The sequence below is a fragment of the Blastococcus sp. CT_GayMR20 genome (assembly GCF_004570345.1).
This window is the reverse complement of record NZ_SPQM01000110.1, coordinates 1-16,332: the sequence shown is the minus strand read 5'-3', so window position 1 is coordinate 16,332 and position 16,332 is coordinate 1. Positions and strand designations below refer to the sequence as shown.

General features: G+C 71.8%; 16 protein-coding genes. 6 read left to right on the top strand and 10 right to left on the bottom strand.

All coding sequences use genetic code 11. The annotated features are described in order from the left end of the window. Nucleotides 1-156: 156 nt before the first annotated feature. Genes E4P40_RS20355 through E4P40_RS20320 form a run of 8 tightly spaced genes read right to left on the bottom strand, consistent with a single transcriptional unit; the run spans nt 157 to nt 6,970 of the window. Nucleotides 157-528 (bottom strand): metal-sulfur cluster assembly factor, encoded by a 372-nt coding sequence (locus tag E4P40_RS20355; RefSeq protein WP_135160321.1) that lies wholly within the window; start codon nt 526-528, stop codon nt 157-159. After that, on the bottom strand, nt 525-980 hold the full coding sequence (gene sufU, locus E4P40_RS20350; RefSeq protein WP_135160320.1) for a Fe-S cluster assembly sulfur transfer protein SufU: 456 nt from the start codon (nt 978-980) through the stop codon (nt 525-527). The genes E4P40_RS20355 and sufU overlap by 4 nt, the downstream gene beginning before the upstream one ends. Next, nucleotides 980-2,287: a cysteine desulfurase gene (locus E4P40_RS20345; protein WP_135160319.1), complete on the bottom strand. Its 1,308-nt coding sequence runs from the start codon at nt 2,285-2,287 to the stop codon at nt 980-982. Before E4P40_RS20345 ends, sufU begins: the two co-directional genes overlap by 1 nt. Continuing rightward, entirely contained in the window at nt 2,284-3,087 is an 804-nt protein-coding gene (gene sufC / locus E4P40_RS20340; RefSeq protein WP_135160318.1) for a Fe-S cluster assembly ATPase SufC, read from the bottom strand. The genes E4P40_RS20345 and sufC overlap by 4 nt, the downstream gene beginning before the upstream one ends. Before the next feature lie 22 nt (nt 3,088-3,109). Then, nucleotides 3,110-3,463, bottom strand: coding sequence for a non-heme iron oxygenase ferredoxin subunit (locus E4P40_RS20335; protein WP_135160317.1), 354 nt, complete (start codon nt 3,461-3,463; stop codon nt 3,110-3,112). Next, nucleotides 3,460-4,740, bottom strand: a complete 1,281-nt coding sequence (gene sufD, locus E4P40_RS20330; protein ID WP_135160316.1) for a Fe-S cluster assembly protein SufD — start codon at nt 4,738-4,740, stop codon at nt 3,460-3,462. Before sufD ends, E4P40_RS20335 begins: the two co-directional genes overlap by 4 nt. Continuing rightward, complete coding sequence (gene sufB, locus E4P40_RS20325) at nt 4,740-6,167, bottom strand: Fe-S cluster assembly protein SufB (protein WP_135160315.1); 1,428 nt, start codon at nt 6,165-6,167, stop codon at nt 4,740-4,742. Before sufB ends, sufD begins: the two co-directional genes overlap by 1 nt. Next, the gene (locus E4P40_RS20320) at nt 6,164-6,970 is read right to left on the bottom strand and encodes a metalloregulator ArsR/SmtB family transcription factor (protein WP_209305437.1); all 807 of its coding nucleotides are present in this window, start codon (nt 6,968-6,970) and stop codon (nt 6,164-6,166) included. Before E4P40_RS20320 ends, sufB begins: the two co-directional genes overlap by 4 nt. Before the next feature lie 117 nt (nt 6,971-7,087). Here E4P40_RS20320 and E4P40_RS20315 point away from each other — a divergent pair, with 117 nt between their 5' ends. After that, nucleotides 7,088-8,014: a COX15/CtaA family protein gene (locus E4P40_RS20315; protein WP_135160313.1), complete on the top strand. Its 927-nt coding sequence runs from the start codon at nt 7,088-7,090 to the stop codon at nt 8,012-8,014. Nucleotides 8,015-8,057: 43 nt separating this feature from the next. On the opposite strand, the gene E4P40_RS20310 is transcribed toward E4P40_RS20315, so the two are convergent. Together E4P40_RS20310 and E4P40_RS20305 are read right to left on the bottom strand one after the other, a co-directional pair. Further along, the gene (locus tag E4P40_RS20310) at nt 8,058-8,342 is read right to left on the bottom strand and encodes a hypothetical protein (RefSeq protein WP_135160312.1); all 285 of its coding nucleotides are present in this window, start codon (nt 8,340-8,342) and stop codon (nt 8,058-8,060) included. Then, nucleotides 8,343-9,275, bottom strand: a complete 933-nt coding sequence (locus tag E4P40_RS20305) for a heme o synthase (protein ID WP_135160311.1) — start codon at nt 9,273-9,275, stop codon at nt 8,343-8,345. It abuts the gene before it with no gap. Nucleotides 9,276-9,540: 265 nt separating this feature from the next. On the opposite strand from E4P40_RS20305, the gene tkt reads away from it, so the two are divergent. The 5 genes from tkt to pgl form a co-directional block, all read left to right on the top strand. Next, nucleotides 9,541-11,748, top strand: a complete 2,208-nt coding sequence (tkt, locus tag E4P40_RS20300; protein ID WP_135160310.1) for a transketolase — start codon at nt 9,541-9,543, stop codon at nt 11,746-11,748. 87 nt (nt 11,749-11,835) lie between these two features. Continuing rightward, nucleotides 11,836-12,936 (top strand): transaldolase, encoded by a 1,101-nt coding sequence (tal, locus tag E4P40_RS20295; protein WP_135160309.1) that lies wholly within the window; start codon nt 11,836-11,838, stop codon nt 12,934-12,936. Nucleotides 12,937-13,025: 89 nt separating this feature from the next. Further along, a complete protein-coding gene (zwf, locus tag E4P40_RS20290; protein ID WP_135160308.1) occupies nt 13,026-14,543 on the top strand; it encodes a glucose-6-phosphate dehydrogenase in 1,518 nt (505 codons plus the stop codon). Between the two features lie 31 nt (nt 14,544-14,574). Further along, entirely contained in the window at nt 14,575-15,624 is a 1,050-nt protein-coding gene (locus tag E4P40_RS20285) for a glucose-6-phosphate dehydrogenase assembly protein OpcA (protein WP_135160307.1), read from the top strand. Between the two features lie 62 nt (nt 15,625-15,686). Next, nucleotides 15,687-16,332: 6-phosphogluconolactonase (gene pgl / locus E4P40_RS20280; RefSeq protein WP_245160464.1), on the top strand; the 646-nt coding region annotated here is incomplete at its 3' end.

The window sequence follows — 16,332 nt, the reverse complement described above, 5'->3', positions numbered from 1 at the left end:
GTCGTGGGCAGCGTGCTCCTGGCGATCGGGATGCGGCGCGAGCGCCGTCCGGTCGCCGGCTTCGGCCGCCGCGTCGCCGACCTCAGGTGACGAAGGACCCCTCTGCCCCCCCCCCCCCGCCTCGCATGCTCGGCGCGGGACCCTGCAGAGGGGCCGCTAGACGCGGAAGCCGAGCGCCCGCAGCTGCTCGCGGCCGTCCTCGGTGATCTTGTCCGGACCCCACGGCGGCATCCAGACCCAGTTGATGCGGATGTCGTCGACCAGGCCGGGGCCGGGGCCGCCGGTGAGCGCCTGGCGGGCCTGGTCCTCGATGACGTCGGTCAACGGGCAGGCCGCGGACGTGAGCGTCATGTCGAGGATCGCCACGTTCGACTCGTCGACGTCGATGCCGTAGACCAGGCCGAGGTCGACGACGTTCACGCCCAGCTCGGGGTCGACGACGTCGCGCATGGCCTCCTCGAGGTCCTCGAGCAGCGCCGACTTGTAGGCCGGCAGCTCGGCGGGGGTGGTCTCGTTCTCGGTGGTCATGACTGCTGTGCTCCCACGGCTCGGGCGGACGCGTCCTTCAACGCCATCCAGCTCATCAGCGCGCACTTGATGCGCGCGGGGTACTTCGACACTCCGGCGAACGCCACGGCGTCCTCCAGCTCGTCCTCGAGCTTCTCGGCGACCGACGGGTCGCCCTTGGCCTGCATGAGGGTCATGAAGTGCTCACCGGTCTCCAGCGCCTGCGGCACCGTCTTGCCGATGACGAGGTCGTACATCGCCGACACCGAGGCCTGGCTGATCGAGCAGCCCATGCCCTCGTAGGAGACGTCGGCGATCGTGTCGCCGTCCAGGTGCACCCGCAGGGTGACCTCGTCACCGCAGGTCGGGTTGACGTGGTGCACCTCGGCCTCGAACGGCTCCCGCAGGCCGCGGCCGTGGGGGTTCCGGTAATGGTCCAGGATGATCTCCTGGTACATGTTCTCGAGCTGCATCACACAACACCGAAGAACTTCTGGGCCGCCCGAATTCCGTCGGCCAGGGCGTCGACGTCGTCGTGGCCGGTGTGCACGTAGAACGTCGCGCGGGTCGTCGCCGGGACGCCGTAGCGCCGGACGACCGGCCAGGCGCAGTGGTGCCCGACCCGGACGGCGATGCCGTGGTCGTCGAGGACCTGGCCGACATCGTGCGGGTGGATGCCCTCGACGGTGAACGAGATCGCTCCGCCGCGGGCGACGGTGTCCGGCGGACCGATCACCGTGACGCCGGGGATCTCGGCGAGCTTCTCCAGCGCGTAGCCGGTGATCGCGAGCTCGTGCTCCTCGACCTTGTCCATGCCCAGGCGCTGCAGGTATTCGACGGCGGCCGCCAGCCCGATCACCTGCGCGGTCATCGGCACGCCGGCCTCGAAGCGCTGCGGCGGGGCGGCGAACGTGCTGCCCTCCATCCGCACGACCTCGATCATCGAACCCCCGGTCAGGAACGGCGGCAGCTTGTCGAGGACGTCGTAGCGCCCCCACAGCACGCCGACGCCGGTCGGTCCGAGCATCTTGTGCCCGGAGAAGACCAGGAAGTCCGCGCCCAGCTCGGTGACGTCGACGGGCTGGTGCGGCACCGACTGCGCGCCGTCGACCAGCACGAGCGCGCCGACCTCGTGGGCGCGGGCGACGATGTCACCGAGCGGGTTGACCGTGCCGAGGATGTTCGACTGGTGGGTCACCGCGACCAGCTTGGTGCGCTCGTTGACCACCGTGCCGAGGTCGGAGAGGTCGAGCCGGCCGTCGTCGGTCAGGCCGAGCCAGCGCAGGGTCGCCCCGGTGCGCTCGCACAGCTGCTGCCACGGGACGAGATCGGCGTGGTGTTCCATCTCGGTGACCACGATCTCGTCGCCCTGCCCGACGGCGTAGGTCCGGAACTCCGGCTCCTTCGCCGTCGCGGCGTTGCTCATCGCGTAGGCCACCAGGTTGATCGCCTCGGTGGTGTTGCGGGTGAAGACGATCTCCCGCTCCGGCGCTCCGATGAACGCCCCGATGGTGGCGCGGGCCGCCTCGTAGGCGCCGGTCGCCTCCTCGGCGAGCTGGTGCGCGCCGCGGTGCGGGGCGGCGTTGATGTTCTCGTAGAACCAGCGCTCGGCGTCCAGCACCTGGCGCGGCTTCTGGGAGGTCGCCCCCGAGTCTAGGTAGACCAGCCGCTTCCCGTCGCGCACCGTGCGCGACAGGATCGGGAAGTCCGCCCGGATCGCCTCGACGTCCAGGGGCAGCGGGGCGCGCCCCGTGTCGGGACGCGAGACGGTCTGCGTCATGCTGAAGCGACCTCCGCGGCGGCCTTCTCGGCGCTCGCCTGCTCGTTGGAGTCCTTGACGTAGGCGGCGTAGCCCCCGTTCTCCAGCTTCTCCGCCAGCTCCGGGCCGCCCTCCTCGGCGATCCGGCCGGCGACGAAGACGTGCACGAAGTCCGGCTTGATGTAGCGCAGGATCCGCGTGTAGTGGGTGATCAGCAGGACGCCGACGTCGCTGTCCTCGCGGCTCTTGTTGACGCCCTCGGAGACCACCCGCAGCGCGTCGACGTCGAGGCCGGAGTCGGTCTCGTCGAGGATCGCGATGCGCGGCTTGAGCAGGCGCATCTGCAGGATCTCGTGGCGCTTCTTCTCACCGCCGGAGAAGCCCTCGTTGACGTTGCGCTCGGCGAACGCCGCGTCCATCTCCAGGCCGGCCATCTCGGTCTTGACGTCCTTGACCCAGGTGCGCAGCTTGGGGGCCTCGCCCTTGACCGCGGTGGCGGCGGTGCGCAGGAAGTTCGACACCGAGACGCCGGGCACCTCGACCGGGTACTGCATGGCGAGGAACAGGCCCGCGCGGGCGCGCTCGTCGACGGTCATCGCGAGGACGTCCTCGCCGTCGAGGGTCACCGTGCCGCTGGTGATCGTGTACTTGGGGTGGCCGGCGATCGAGTACGCCAGGGTCGACTTGCCCGACCCGTTCGGCCCCATGATGGCGTGGGTCTCGCCCGAGCGGACGGTCAGGTCGACGCCGCGGAGGATCTCCTTCGCGTCGTCACCCTCCCCCACGCTGACGTGCAGGTCGCGGATCTCGAGAACGGACACTTCGCTCCTCAGTTGCTGTGGCTCAGTTGGCCATGCGGGCGGAGAGGCTGTCGTCGACCGCAACGTCGACGTACACGTCCTCCCCCTCCACGCGGACCGGGTAGACGGACACCGGCTCGGTGGCCGGCAGGTTGGTGGGCTCGCCGGTGCGCAGGTCGAAGCACGACCCGTGCAGCCAGCACTCGATGATCGGGGCGCCGCGGAACTCCTCGACGTCCCCTTCGGACAGCGGGACCTCGGCGTGCGAGCAGAGGTCCTCGATCGCGTAGACCTCGCCCTCGAAGCGGACGACGGCGATGTCGACGTCGTCCAGTTCGACCCGCAGGGAGCCGGGCTCCTTCACGTCGGACAGGGAGCAGACCCGCTCGAAACTCACGCGGAGACCTCCTGCTCCTCCAGGCCGGGCAGCGCGCCGAGGCGGGCCTCGATGGTGCCCATCAGCCGGTCCTGCAGGGCGTCGATACCGATGTGCTGGACGACGTCGGCGAAGAAGCCGCGGACCACGAGGCGGCGGGCGGTCTCGGCGTCGATCCCGCGCGAGCACAGGTAGAACAGCTGCTCGTCGTCGAACCGGCCGGTGGCGCTGGCGTGGCCGGCGCCGACGATCTCGCCGGTCTCGATCTCCAGGTTCGGCACCGAGTCGGCGCGGGCGCCGTCGGTGAGGACGAGATTGCGGTTGAGCTCGTACGTCTCGGTGCCGGTCGCCTCGGGGCGGATGCGGACGTCACCGATCCAGACCGTGCGGGCGTCCTCGCCCTGCAGCGCGCCCTTGTAGAGGACGTTGCTGCGGCAGTTCGGGACGGCGTGGTCGACCCAGAGCCGGTGCTCCTGGTGCTGGGTCTCGTCGGCGAAGTAGACGCCGAACAGCTCGGCGCTGCCGCCGGGACCGGAGTACTGGACGTTGCTGACCAGGCGGACGAGGTCGCCGCCGAGGGTGACGACGACCTGCTTGAAGGTCGCGTCCCGGCCGACGACGGCGTCGTACTGGGCGCCGTGCACCGCACCGGGGGCCCAGTCCTGGACCGAGACGAGCGAGACCTGCGCGCTGTCGCCGACGATCACCGCGACGCCGCCGGCATAGCGCGCCAGACCGGTGTGGTCGAGGACGATCGTCGCCTTCGCGAACGGCCCGACCTCGACGACGAGCTGGCCCCAGACGACTGCGTCATCAGGGCTGTCCGAGCCGGTACCGGCCAGGCCGAGCGTGACGGGCCGGTCGAGCTGCGCCTCGGCGGGCACCCGGACGACGGCGGCGCCGCCGCTGCGCTGGCGGGCCAGCGCGGCCAGCCGGTCGGCCGGCTCGGGCAGCCCCTTCAGCAGCGGGTCGTCGGCCTCGACGCTGGTGAGCTCGACGCCGTCGGGGAGGTCCGTCGTCCAGGTGAGGTGCGCGCCCGACGGCGCGGCGTCCAGCAGCGTGCGGACCCGCTTCATCGGCGTGAAGCGCCACGTCTCCTCGCGACCCGTGGGCACGCCGAAGGCGTCGGGGTCGGTCGAGGTGAACCGCTCGGCCGGCGAACCCGTCGGCGTGGGACCGCCGTGCGAGTGCGCGCCGGGCGAGACGCTGCTGTCAGCAGGCGTGGTGGGAGGACCCGCCTGAGCGCCGACGCCAGGGGCGAAGAGCTCTCCTGCGAGAGTGTTGTCGGGGGCTGACATCAGCCGACGGCACCTTCCATCTGCAGTTCGATGAGCCGGTTGAGCTCGAGGGCGTACTCCATGGGCAGCTCGCGGGCGATCGGCTCGACGAACCCGCGCACCACCATCGCCATGGCCTCGTCCTCGGACAGACCGCGGCTCATCAGGTAGAAGAGCTGGTCGTCGCTGACGCGGGAGACCGTGGCCTCGTGACCCATGGCGACGTCGTCCTCGCGGACGTCGACGTACGGGTAGGTGTCGGAGCGACTGATCGTGTCGACGAGCAAGGCGTCGCACTTGACCGTCGACTTGGAGCCGTAGGCGCCCTCGTCGATCTGGACCAGGCCGCGGTAGGACGTGCGGCCGCCGCCACGGGCGACCGACTTCGACACGATGGTCGAGGAGGTGTGCGGCGCGGCGTGGACCATCTTGGCGCCGGCGTCCTGGTGCTGGCCCTCGCCCGCGAAGGCGATCGAAAGGACCTCGCCCTTGGCGTGCTCGCCGGTCATCCAGACGGCCGGGTACTTCATCGTCACCTTGGAGCCGATGTTGCCGTCGACCCACTCCATGGTCGCGCCCTCGTGGGCCACGGCCCGCTTGGTGACCAGGTTGTAGACGTTGTTCGACCAGTTCTGGATGGTCGTGTACCGGCAGCGCGCGTTCTTCTTGACGATGATCTCGACGACCGCGGAGTGCAGCGAGTCGCTCTTGTAGATCGGCGCGGTGCAGCCCTCGACGTAGTGCACGTAGGCGCCCTCGTCGACGATGATCAGCGTCCGCTCGAACTGGCCCATGTTCTCGGTGTTGATCCGGAAGTAGGCCTGCAGCGGGATGTCGACGTGCACGCCCTTCGGCACGTAGATGAACGAGCCACCCGACCAGACGGCGGTGTTCAGCGCGGCGAACTTGTTGTCGCCGGACGGGATCACCGAGCCGAAGTACTCCTGGAAGATCTCCGGGTGCTCCTTCAGGGCCGAGTCGGTGTCCAGGAAGATGACGCCCTGGTCCTCGAGCTCCTTCTGGATCTGGTGGTAGACGACCTCGGACTCGTACTGCGCCGCCACACCCGAGACGAGGCGCTGCTTCTCCGCCTCCGGGATGCCGAGCTTGTCGTAGGTGTTCTTGATGTCGTCGGGCAGGTCCTCCCACGAGGCGGCCTGGGCCTCGGTGGAGCGCACGAAGTACTTGATGTTCTGGAAGTCGATGCCGGAGAGGTCGGAACCCCAGTCGGGCATGGGCTTGCGGCCGAACAGCTTGAGGGCCTTGAGGCGGCGCTCGAGCATCCACTCGGGCTCGTCCTTGCGACGGGAGATGTCGGTGACGACGTCCTCGTCGATCCCGCGCCGCGCGGAGGCGCCGGCGGTGTCGGCGTCCGCCCAGCCGTACTTGTAGCGGCCGAGCTGGTCGATCTGCTCGTCCTGCGTCAACGGCTGCTGCGTGCTGGTCATGCGGGCGTCCTCTCCCGGGAGTTCATGGGGGTGGTGCTGGTCGCGGTGGACGGCGCGCTGCGAGGCGCGGTCCGGTCACCTGGTACAGGGCGTTCGGGGGCCGTTCTGTTCCCCACCCGGACGGGTCCGGGGATGTGTGTGGTGCAGATCCCGTCGCCGTGGGCGATCGTGGCCAGCCGCTGCACGTGGGTGCCCACGAGCCGGCCGATCACCGCGGTCTCGGCCTCGCACAGCTGGGGGAACTCCGCGGCCACGTGCGCCACCGGGCAGTGGTGCTGGCAGAGCTGCCCCCCGCCGGAGATGGCCGAGGCCGTGGCAGCGTAGCCCTCGGCCGTGAGGGCGGCGGCCAGGGCCTGTGCCCGGTCGACCGGCTGCCCCTCGGCGGCACGGACGGCGCCCTCGACGGCGCTGCTGGCGCGCGCCTCGAGGCCGGCGAGCTGCTGCTCGGCCACGGCGCGCACGGCGTCCGGCCCGCCCGATGCCGCGACGTAGCGCAGAGCGGTCAGCGCGAGGTCGTCGTAGGCGTGCGGGAAGGCCGACCGGCCGGCGTCGGTGAGGTGGAACCGGCGCGCGGGGCGGCCGCGGCCGCGGTGCGCGTCCCGCGTGAGCCGCTCCTCGAGCCGGCCGGCGGCGACGAGGGAGTCCAGGTGCCGGCGGACCGCGGCCGGCGAGATGCCCAGTCGCGTCGCGAGCTCGGTGGCGGTCTGCGGGCCGTGCTCCAGGAGCAGGGCGCTGACGCGGTCGCGGGTACGCCCGTCGTCGGCGGGTGCCGACGTGCGCGGGTGTGCCGAGACGGTTTCCACAACACGAGTGTGTCCTATTTCAGCGACCGTGCAACCAAGGTCGACCTAACCTGCCCGCGGCGCCGCACCGGGGCGTGATCGGGCTCACCCGAGGTGCGCCCCGCATAGCATCGGGGCGTGCCGGTCCTGCCCACCGCCTTCTCCCCCGCCACGGTCTCCCGCGTGGCGCTTGCCAACGCGATCGCCAACGGCGTCATCGTCGTCACCGGCGGGGCCGTGCGGCTCACCGGCTCCGGGCTCGGCTGCCCGACCTGGCCGCGCTGCACCGACGACAGCTTCGTGGCCACCCCCGAGCTGGCCGGCCACGGCGCCATCGAGTTCGGCAACCGGCTGCTGACCTTCGTCCTCACCGCGGTCGCCGTCGCCACCGTCGTGGTCGTCTTCCGATCGGTCCGCCGCGACCTCCGGACCCTCGCCGTCCTCGGGTTCCTGGGCATACCGGCGCAGGCGCTGCTCGGCGGGGTCACCGTGCTGACCGGCCTCAACCCGTGGACGGTCGCGGCGCACTTCCTCGTGTCGATGGTCCTGGTCGCGATCGCGACGGTGCTCTGGCTCCGCTCGCGGGAGCCCGGTGTGGGCCGGCCGCTGCTGCGCCGTCCGTTCGTCCTGCTCGTGCAGGGCATCGCCGCCGTCACCGCCGTCGTCCTCGTGATCGGGACGGTGGTCACCGGCAGCGGACCTCACAGCGGTGATCCGGAGGCTGGCCGCACGGGTCTTGACCCCGAGCTGGTCAGCCAGGTGCACGCCGACGTCGTCTTCCTGCTGCTCGGCCTCACCGTCGCGCTGCTGGTGGCGCTGTACGCGACCGACTCCCCCGACCGCATCCGCCGGTCCGCCCGCGACCTGCTGGTCGTCCAGCTGGCGCAGGGGCTCGTCGGCTACGTGCAGTACTTCACCGACCTGCCGGTCGTCCTCGTGCTGATCCACATGCTGGGCGCGGTGCTGATCACCGCCTTCACCGCGCGGCTCGTCTGGTCGGTCCGCGGCCCGGCGTCCGAGCAGCCGCTGTCCACCTCGGAGACGGGCGCCTACAGCCTGCGCTGATGGGCAGTTCCAGGCCCTCGACCTGCCGACCCGTTCCGCGGGCTCAGTCGTGGAAGACGAGCACCACCGCGGTGCCGCCGTCGGGTGACTCCCAGCGCCCGCCGGTCACGGTGTCCTTCGCGCTCCGCGCATCGGCCCACGCCGGCCAGGCGTCGTCCTCGTCGTGCCAGATCAGCCGCCCGCCCGGCAGATACGTGACGACGGGACACCCACCTTCGACGAGCGCCTCGATCTCGGCGCGCTCGATGCGGGCCGTCACCTGGGAGTAGGTCCGGTGGTCCGCGCCGACCAGCTGACCCATCCGGGCGTTGGCGAGGTCGCAGCGCACCTAAACGATGGCGTCGACGACGATCGCGACCATCAGCAGCGCCAGGTACGAGATCGACACGTGGAACAGCTGCATCGGCTTGGTCTCACCGCCCTGCTTGATGCGGCGGTGCAGGCGGTGCGCCTCCACGACGAACCAGACGCCGAGCCCCGCAGCCGCGGCGGTGTAGCCCAGCCCGATGCCGTAGTCCTCGGCGATCGGCCAGAGCAGCAGCGAGACGGCGACGGTGATCCAGGTCCAGGCGACCGTCTGCCGGCCGACCGACAGGGCGGTGGTCACGACCGGGAGCATCGGGACGTCGGCCCGCGCGTAGTCGTCCTTGAACCGCATGGCCAGCGCCCAGAAGTGCGGCATCTGCCAGCAGAAGACGATGCCGAACACGACGACTGCCGGCCACGCCAGCGAACCGGTCACGGCCGCCCAGCCGATCAGCACCGGGGCCGCCCCGGGCACGCCGCCGAACTCGGTGCTGCGCCGGGTGTGCCGCTTGAACACCATCGTGTAGAGGACGGCGTAGTAGAAGATCGCCCCCGCCGCCAGCGCCGCGGCCAGCAGCGTCGTCGTCAGCGCGAGCAGCACGACCGAGCTCACGGTCAGCACCGCGCCGAAGATCAGCGCCGCGCGCGGGGTGATCTCGCCCATCGGCAGCGGCCGCTTCTGCGTGCGGTGCATCAGCCGGTCGATGTCGCGGTCGAAGTAGCAGTTGAAGACGTTGGCCGCCCCGGCGGCGAGGGTGCCGCCGACCAGCGTGGACAGAAGCAGCGTCCACGTCGGCCAGCCGCGCGCGGCCAGCATCATCGCCGGCACCGTCGTCACCAGCAGCAGCTCGATGATCCGCGGCTTGGTCAGCGCCACGTAGGACCCGACGCGGGCACGCAGGACGGCGGACAGGCGGCGAGCGGGGTCGGCCTGGCGCTCGGACAGCGCCGTCACCGGGTGCCCTCGTGCGCGGAGGCGCGCGGGCAGCAGGGCACCAGGGGGTCCCTTCGAACCGGGGATGGGAACGGGCGCCACTCTAGCCCGGCGGGGCAGCCGCGATCGGCCCGGCATGAGCGGGGATGACTAGGGTTGATCGCGTTGATGCCGCGTGCGCAGCGGGTAGGGCCGAGTCGACGACGACGGTGCCCGGCCCAGCGGCGGTCCGGGTGGAACGCTCGGCCGCACCGCGCGGGGCCTACCTCGAGGGAGCACCCACCACATGACGCAGAGCACCGAGTCCGAGGCCCCGGCCGAGGCGGCCAGCGACGCCCCCACCGGCAGCCCTGCCCAGCCGAACCCCACCCTCCCCGACGGCTTCGGGGACCTCGACCGCCGGGCGATCGACACCGCCCGCGTCCTGGCGATGGACGCCGTCCAGAAGGTCGGCAACGGCCACCCGGGGACGGCGATGAGCATGGCGCCGACGGCCTACCTGCTCTTCCAGAAGTGGCTCCGCCACGACCCGAGCGACCCGAACTGGCCCGCGCGGGACCGGTTCGTGCTCTCGATGGGCCACTCGAGCCTCACGCTCTACGTCCAGCTCTACCTCTCCGGCTACGGCATGGAGCTCGACGACCTCAGGGCGCTGCGCACCTGGGGATCGCAGACGCCGGGCCACCCCGAGGTCAACCACACCCCCGGCGTGGAGACGACGACCGGTCCGCTCGGCCAGGGCGTCGGCAACGCGGTCGGCATGGCCATGGCCGCCCGCCGCGAACGCGGCCTGCTCGACCCCGACGCCGCCGAGGGCGAGAGCCTCTTCGACCACACCATCTGGTGCTTCGCCTCCGACGGAGACCTCGAGGAGGGCGTGAGCGGCGAGGCGTCGTCCCTGGCCGGCACCCAGCAGCTGGGCAACCTGGTCCTCGTCTACGACGACAACAAGATCTCCATCGAGGACGACACGAACGTCGCCTTCACCGAGGACGTCGGCAAGCGCTACGAGGCCTACGGCTGGCACGTGCAGCACGTCGACGACGGCGAGGACCTCGCCGCGGTCGACGCCGCGTTCGCCGCGGCGAAGGCCGAGACCACCCGGCCCTCGATCATCGTGCTCAAGACGATCATCGGGTGGCCCGCGCCCAACAAGCAGAACACCGGTGCCGCCCACGGCTCGGCTCTCGGCGACGAGGAGGTCAGGGCGACCAAGCAGATCCTGGGGTTCGACCCCGAGCAGACCTTCGAGGTGGCCGACGAGGTCATCCGGCACGCCCGCCAGGTCGTCTCCCGCGGCCGGGAGGCCCACGCCGCCTGGCAGGAGCGCTTCGAGGCCTGGAAGCAGCGCAACCCGGACCGCGCCGCGCTGCTGGAGCGCATGACCACCCGCACGCTGCCCGGGGGCTGGGCCGAGAAGCTGCCGAGCTGGCCGGCCGACCCCAAGGGCGTCGCGACGCGCAAGGCCTCCGGTGAGGTGCTGGCCGCGCTCTACCCGGAGATCCCCGAGCTGTGGGGCGGTTCCGCCGACCTGGCCGAGAGCAACAACACCGCGGTGAAGGGCGAACCGTCCTTCCTCCCCGCCTCGCGGCAGACGAAGATGTGGTCCGGTGGCCCCTACGGCCGCACGCTGCACTTCGGTGTCCGGGAGCACGCCATGGGCTCGGTCATGAACGGGATCGCGCTGCACGGCGGCACCCGCGTCTACGGCGGCACGTTCCTGACGTTCTCCGACTACATGCGCGGCGCGGTGCGCCTGGCCGCGCTGATGCAGCTGCCGGTGACCTACGTCTGGACCCACGACTCGATCGGCCTCGGCGAGGACGGCCCGACGCACCAGCCGATCGAGCACCTCGCCGCGCTGCGCGCCATCCCGGGTCTGGACGTCGTCCGCCCGGCCGACGCCAACGAGGTCGCGGTCGCCTGGCGCACGATCCTGGAGCACAACGACCGGCCGGCCGGGATCATCCTGTCCCGCCAGAACCTGCCGGTCTTCGACCGCGAGCAGTTCGCCTCGGCCGAGGGCGTGGCCCGCGGCGGGTACGTCCTGGCCGAGGCCTCCACCGGCACGCCCCAGGTGATCCTGATGAGCACCGGCTCGGAGGTGCAGATCGCCGTCGCCGCCCGCGAGGCGCTCGAGGCCGCGGAGATCCCGACCCGCGTCGTGTCCCTCCCCTGCGTGGAGTGGTTCGCCGCCCAGGACCGGGCCTACCGCGAGGAGGTGCTGCCGCCGTCGGTGCGTGCGCGGGTGAGCGTCGAGGCCGCCGTCCCCATGGGCTGGCGCGAGTTCGTCGGCGACGCCGGCCGCATCGTCGGGCTCAACCACTACGGCGCCAGCGCCGCCTACACCGTGCTCTACGAGGAGTTCGGCCTCACCGAGGAGGCCGTGGTCAACGCCGCGCACGAGAGCATCGCAGCCGCCTCGACCGAGCCCGTCGCGCCGTCCGGTCCCGAGTCCGGGGGGGTCCTGCACACCCCCACCGGCGACCGCTGAGGAAGGACCCCGCTGCCCCCCACCACTCGCACGCTCGCGTCGGGGCCCTGCAGCGGGGCCGACAAACCATCGAGAAGGGCACCAGTCATGGCACAGAACGAGAAGCTGGCCGAGCTGTCCGAAGCAGGGGTCGCCGTCTGGCTCGACGATCTCTCCCGCGACCGCATCCGCAGCGGCAACCTGCAGTCGATGGTCGACGAGTACTCCGTCGTGGGCGTCACGACCAACCCGACGATCTTCGCCGCGGCGATCAGCGGCTCCGACTCCTACGACGACCAGGTGCACGCCCTCGCCGTCCGCAAGGTGAGCGTCGAGGAGGCCCTGCGGACGATCACCGCCGCCGACGTCCGGGACGCCTGTGACCTGCTGCGGCCGGTCGCCGAGGCCTCCCCCGGCGACGGGCGCGTCTCCCTCGAGGTCGCGCCCGGCCTGGCGCACGACACCGACGCCACGGCGGCCGAGGCCGGCCACCTGTGGTGGCTGGTCGACCGGCCGAACCTCTACATCAAGATCCCGGCCACCGAGGCGGGGCTGCCGGCCATCATCGAGACGATCGCCAACGGGATCAGTGTCAACGTGACCCTGATCTTCAGCCTCGAGCGGTACCGGGCGGTCATGGACGCCTACCTCTCGGGCCTGGAGAAGCGGGTTTCCCAGGGCGGCTCCCTCGAGGGGATCGCGTCGGTGGCGTCGTTCTTCGTCTCCCGGGTGGACACCGAGATCGACAAGCGGCTGGACAAGGCAGGCGCCGACCCGTCCCTCAAGGGAAAGGCCGGCATCGCCAACGCCCGGCTGGCCTACCAGGCGTACGAGGAGGTCTTCTCGTCCGACCGCTGGCGGACGCTCGAGGACCAGGGCGCCGTGCCGCAGCGGCCGCTGTGGGCCTCCACCGGGGTCAAGAACCCCGAGTACTCGGACACGATGTACATCAGCGAGCTCATCGCCCCCGGCACCGTCAACACGATGCCCGAGAAGACGCTGAAGGCATACGCCGACCACGGCGAGCCCGGGACGCCGGTGCAGAAGGCCTACGACGACGCCGCCGCGGTCATGCAGGCGATCGCCGACGCCGGGGTGGACCTCGACGACGTGTTCCGCGTCCTGGAGGAGGAGGGCGTGCAGAAGTTCGTCGACTCGTGGGACGAGCTCACCGAGTCGGTGCGGACGGAGCTCGAGCGCCAGGCCTGAACCAAGGACCCGCTGCCCCCACCGCTCGCAGGCTCGCGGCGGGCCCCTGCAGGGGGCCGCCGCGAGTTCAGCCACACCGAGGACGGACCATGATCCCCAACCCGCTGCGCGATCCGCGGGACCGGCGGCTGCCCCGGGTTCCGGAGCCCTGCGCGCTCGTGGTCTTCGGCATCACCGGAGACCTCGCGCGGAAGAAGCTCCTCCCTGCGGTGTACGACCTGGCCAACCGCGGCCTGCTGCCCACGAACTTCGCCCTCCTCGGCTTCGCGCGCCGCGACTGGGGCGACACCGAGTTCGCCGAGCTCTCCCGCGACGCGGCCCGCGCCCACGCGCGCACGCCGTGGCGGGAAGAGGTGTGGGAGCAGCTGGCCGCCGACATCACCTTCATCCCCGGGTCCTTCGACGACGACGACGCCTTCGACCAGCTGGCCGCCACCCTGGGCGAACTCGAGGGGAGCCACGGCATCGGCGGCAACGCGGCGTTCTACCTCTCCATCCCGCCGGCGATGTTCCCGACGGTGCTCAAGCAGATGCAGCGGACCGGCATGGCCGAGAGCACTCCGGACCGGTGGCGCCGGGTCGTCGTCGAGAAGCCGTTCGGCGAGGACCTGCCCTCCAGCCGCGAGCTCAACGAGCTGGTCGACTCGGTGTTCGGCGCCGACGACGTCTTCCGCATCGACCACTACCTGGGCAAGGAGACCGTCCAGAACCTGCTGGCGCTGCGCTTCGCGAACACGCTGTTCGAGCCCATCTGGAACGGCCACCACGTCGACTCGGTGCAGATCACCATGGCCGAGGACGTCGGCATCGGCGGGCGGGCGCAGTTCTACGAGAAGACGGGCGCCGCCCGCGACGTCCTGCAGAACCACCTGCTCCAGCTGCTGGCGCTGACCGCCATGGAGGAGCCCGTCGAGTTCTCCGCCGAGGAGATCCGCACGGAGAAGCTGAAGGTCCTCCGGGCGATCTCCATCCCCACCGACCTCGAGACGTTCGCCGTCCGGGGGCAGTACGAGCAGGGCTGGCTCGCCGGCCAGCGGGTCAACGGCTACCGGCAGGAGGAGGGCGTCGACCCGAAGTCGACGACCGAGACCTTCGCCGCCGTCCGGTTCGGCGTGGAGACCCGCCGCTGGGCCGGGGTGCCGTTCTACCTCCGCACCGGCAAGCGGCTCCCCCGCCGGGTCACCGAGATCGCCCTGGTGTTCAAGCGGGCGCCCCACCTGCCCTTCGCCGACACCGACACCGAGGAACTGGGCAACAACCAGCTCGTCGTCCGGGTGCAGCCCGACGAGGGCGTGACCCTGAAGTTCGGGTCGAAGGTGCCGGGCAGCGTCATGGAGGTCCGGGACGTCTCGATGGACTTCCTCTACGGCGAGCAGTTCACGGAGTCCAGCCCCGAGGCCTACGAGCGGCTGCTGCTCGACGTCCTCCTCGGCGACGCCACCCTGTTCCCGCGGAACGCCGAGGTCGAGGCCTCGTGGGCGGCGATCGACCCACTGGAGCAGTTCTGGGCGGGCAGCACGCCGCACTTCTACCGGGCCGGCGAGTGGGGACCGCGGGCGGCCGACGAGATGCTCGCCGCCGAGGGCCGCCGGTGGCGGCGCCCGTGACCCCGATCCAGACCCGAGCAGAGGATCCGACATGACCACCCTGTGGGACACCACCGGTTCGGCCGTCGTCAAGGAGCTCGCCGCCCAGCGCCGCACCGGCGGCGCCGTGCTGTCCGGCGTCGCGCTCACGCTGGTCGTGGTGGCCGACGAGAGCCGGGTCGCCGAGGCCGAGGAGGCCGCGACCCACGCCGCCGAGGCGCACCCCTGCCGCATCCTCGTGGTGGTCCGCCGGCAGATCGATGCGCCGACCCCGCGACTGGACGCCGAGGTCCTCATCGGCGGCCGGCTCGGCCCCGGCGAGGCGGTCGTCATGCGGATGTACGGCCGGCTGGGGCTGCACGCCGAGTCGGTCGTCCTCCCCCTCCTCGCGGCCGACGCCCCCGTCGTCGCCTGGTGGCACGCCGCTCCCCCGGACCGGCTCGCGACCGACGCGCTGGCCGTGTTCGCCGACCGCCGGATCACCGACAGCTCGATCCCGGAGAACTCCCTCACGGCCCTGAAGACCCGCGCGGCCGACTACGCCCCCGGCGACACCGACCTCGCCTGGACCAGGACGACGGCGTGGCGGGCGATCCTGGCCTCCACCCTCGACTCGGTCTCCGGCCGCCGCGGCGGGCCGGTGACCGTCACGGGCGGGCGGATCGAGGGCGACCCGGGCAACGCGACGGCCCGCCTGCTCGCCGGCTGGCTCACCTCGCGCTGCGGCTGCACCATCGCCGTCGAGGAGGGCTCGCGGAAGCCCGGACCCAGCGGCGTGGACTCGGTCATCCTGCAGCTGGACCAGGACGAGGAAGTCCAGCTGCACGCCGACCGGAAGGGCGGCGCGGTCATCTCCCAGCCCTACCGGCCCGACGCGACTGTCGCCCTGCCGGAGCGGGTGCTCGGCGACCTGCTCAGCGAGGAACTGCGGAGGCTGGACACCGACGAGCCCTACCGGGAGGCCCTCGAGGCGGCCACCGGCGTCACCGGGCTGGCCGACCACTCGCCGGTGCGCGAGCACGTCTGGTTCGACCCCGCCGAGGAGAACGGCGACGGGGCGGCCAAGCCCAAGAAGCGAGCCGCGGCCACGAGCGACTCGTGAAAGAGGACCCGCCTGCCCCCCGGCACTCGCACGCTCGTGGCGAGCCCCTGCAGTCGGGCCATGTGCCCGACGTCGTCGTCGAGCCCGACACCGAGCACCTGGTGCGGGCCGTGGCCGAGGCCCTGGTCGCACGGCTCGCCGCCGCGCAGACGATCCACGGCACGGCGTCCGTCGTCCTCACCGGCGGCGGCGTGGGCACCGCGGTCCTCGAGCGGGTCGCCCAGCTGTCCGCCGAGCCGGTGCGCGAGACCGTCGACTGGACGGCGGTCGACGTCTGGTGGGGCGACGAGCGGTTCGTCCCGGCCGACGACGACGAACGCAACGAGAAGGGCGCCCGCACGGCCCTGCTCGACGTCGTCGGGGTTCCCGGGGACCGGGTGCACGCGATGCCGCCCTCGGACGGGCCGTTCGCCGAGCCGGAGGACGCGGCTGCCTGGTACGCCGGTGAGCTCGCCGCGGCCGCACCGGACGGCGCCGACCTCCCACGGTTCGACGTGCTGCTGCTCGGCATGGGGCCGGAGGGTCACGTCGCCTCCATCTTCCCCGACTCCCCCGCCGCGACCGACGACCGGCCGGTGGTCGCCGTCCGCGACTGCCCCAAGCCGCCCCCGATCCGGGTGAGCATGGGCTTCTCCGCGATCAACAGCGCCGAGGAGGTCTGGCTGCTGGTGGCCGGGGAGGCCAAGGCTGCCGCCGTCGCCGCCGCCC

Coding starts and splice junctions, on each gene's coding strand:
- E4P40_RS20285 (WP_135160307.1), top strand. CDS start 14,575: ATGACCACCCTGTGGGACACCACCGGTTCGGCCGTCGTCAAGGAGCTC.
- E4P40_RS20355 (WP_135160321.1), bottom strand. CDS start 528: ATGACCACCGAGAACGAGACCACCCCCGCCGAGCTGCCGGCCTACAAG.
- zwf (WP_135160308.1), top strand. CDS start 13,026: ATGATCCCCAACCCGCTGCGCGATCCGCGGGACCGGCGGCTGCCCCGG.
- sufD (WP_135160316.1), bottom strand. CDS start 4,740: ATGTCAGCCCCCGACAACACTCTCGCAGGAGAGCTCTTCGCCCCTGGC.
- tkt (WP_135160310.1), top strand. CDS start 9,541: ATGACGCAGAGCACCGAGTCCGAGGCCCCGGCCGAGGCGGCCAGCGAC.
- tal (WP_135160309.1), top strand. CDS start 11,836: ATGGCACAGAACGAGAAGCTGGCCGAGCTGTCCGAAGCAGGGGTCGCC.
- E4P40_RS20345 (WP_135160319.1), bottom strand. CDS start 2,287: ATGACGCAGACCGTCTCGCGTCCCGACACGGGGCGCGCCCCGCTGCCC.
- sufB (WP_135160315.1), bottom strand. CDS start 6,167: ATGACCAGCACGCAGCAGCCGTTGACGCAGGACGAGCAGATCGACCAG.
- sufU (WP_135160320.1), bottom strand. CDS start 980: ATGCAGCTCGAGAACATGTACCAGGAGATCATCCTGGACCATTACCGG.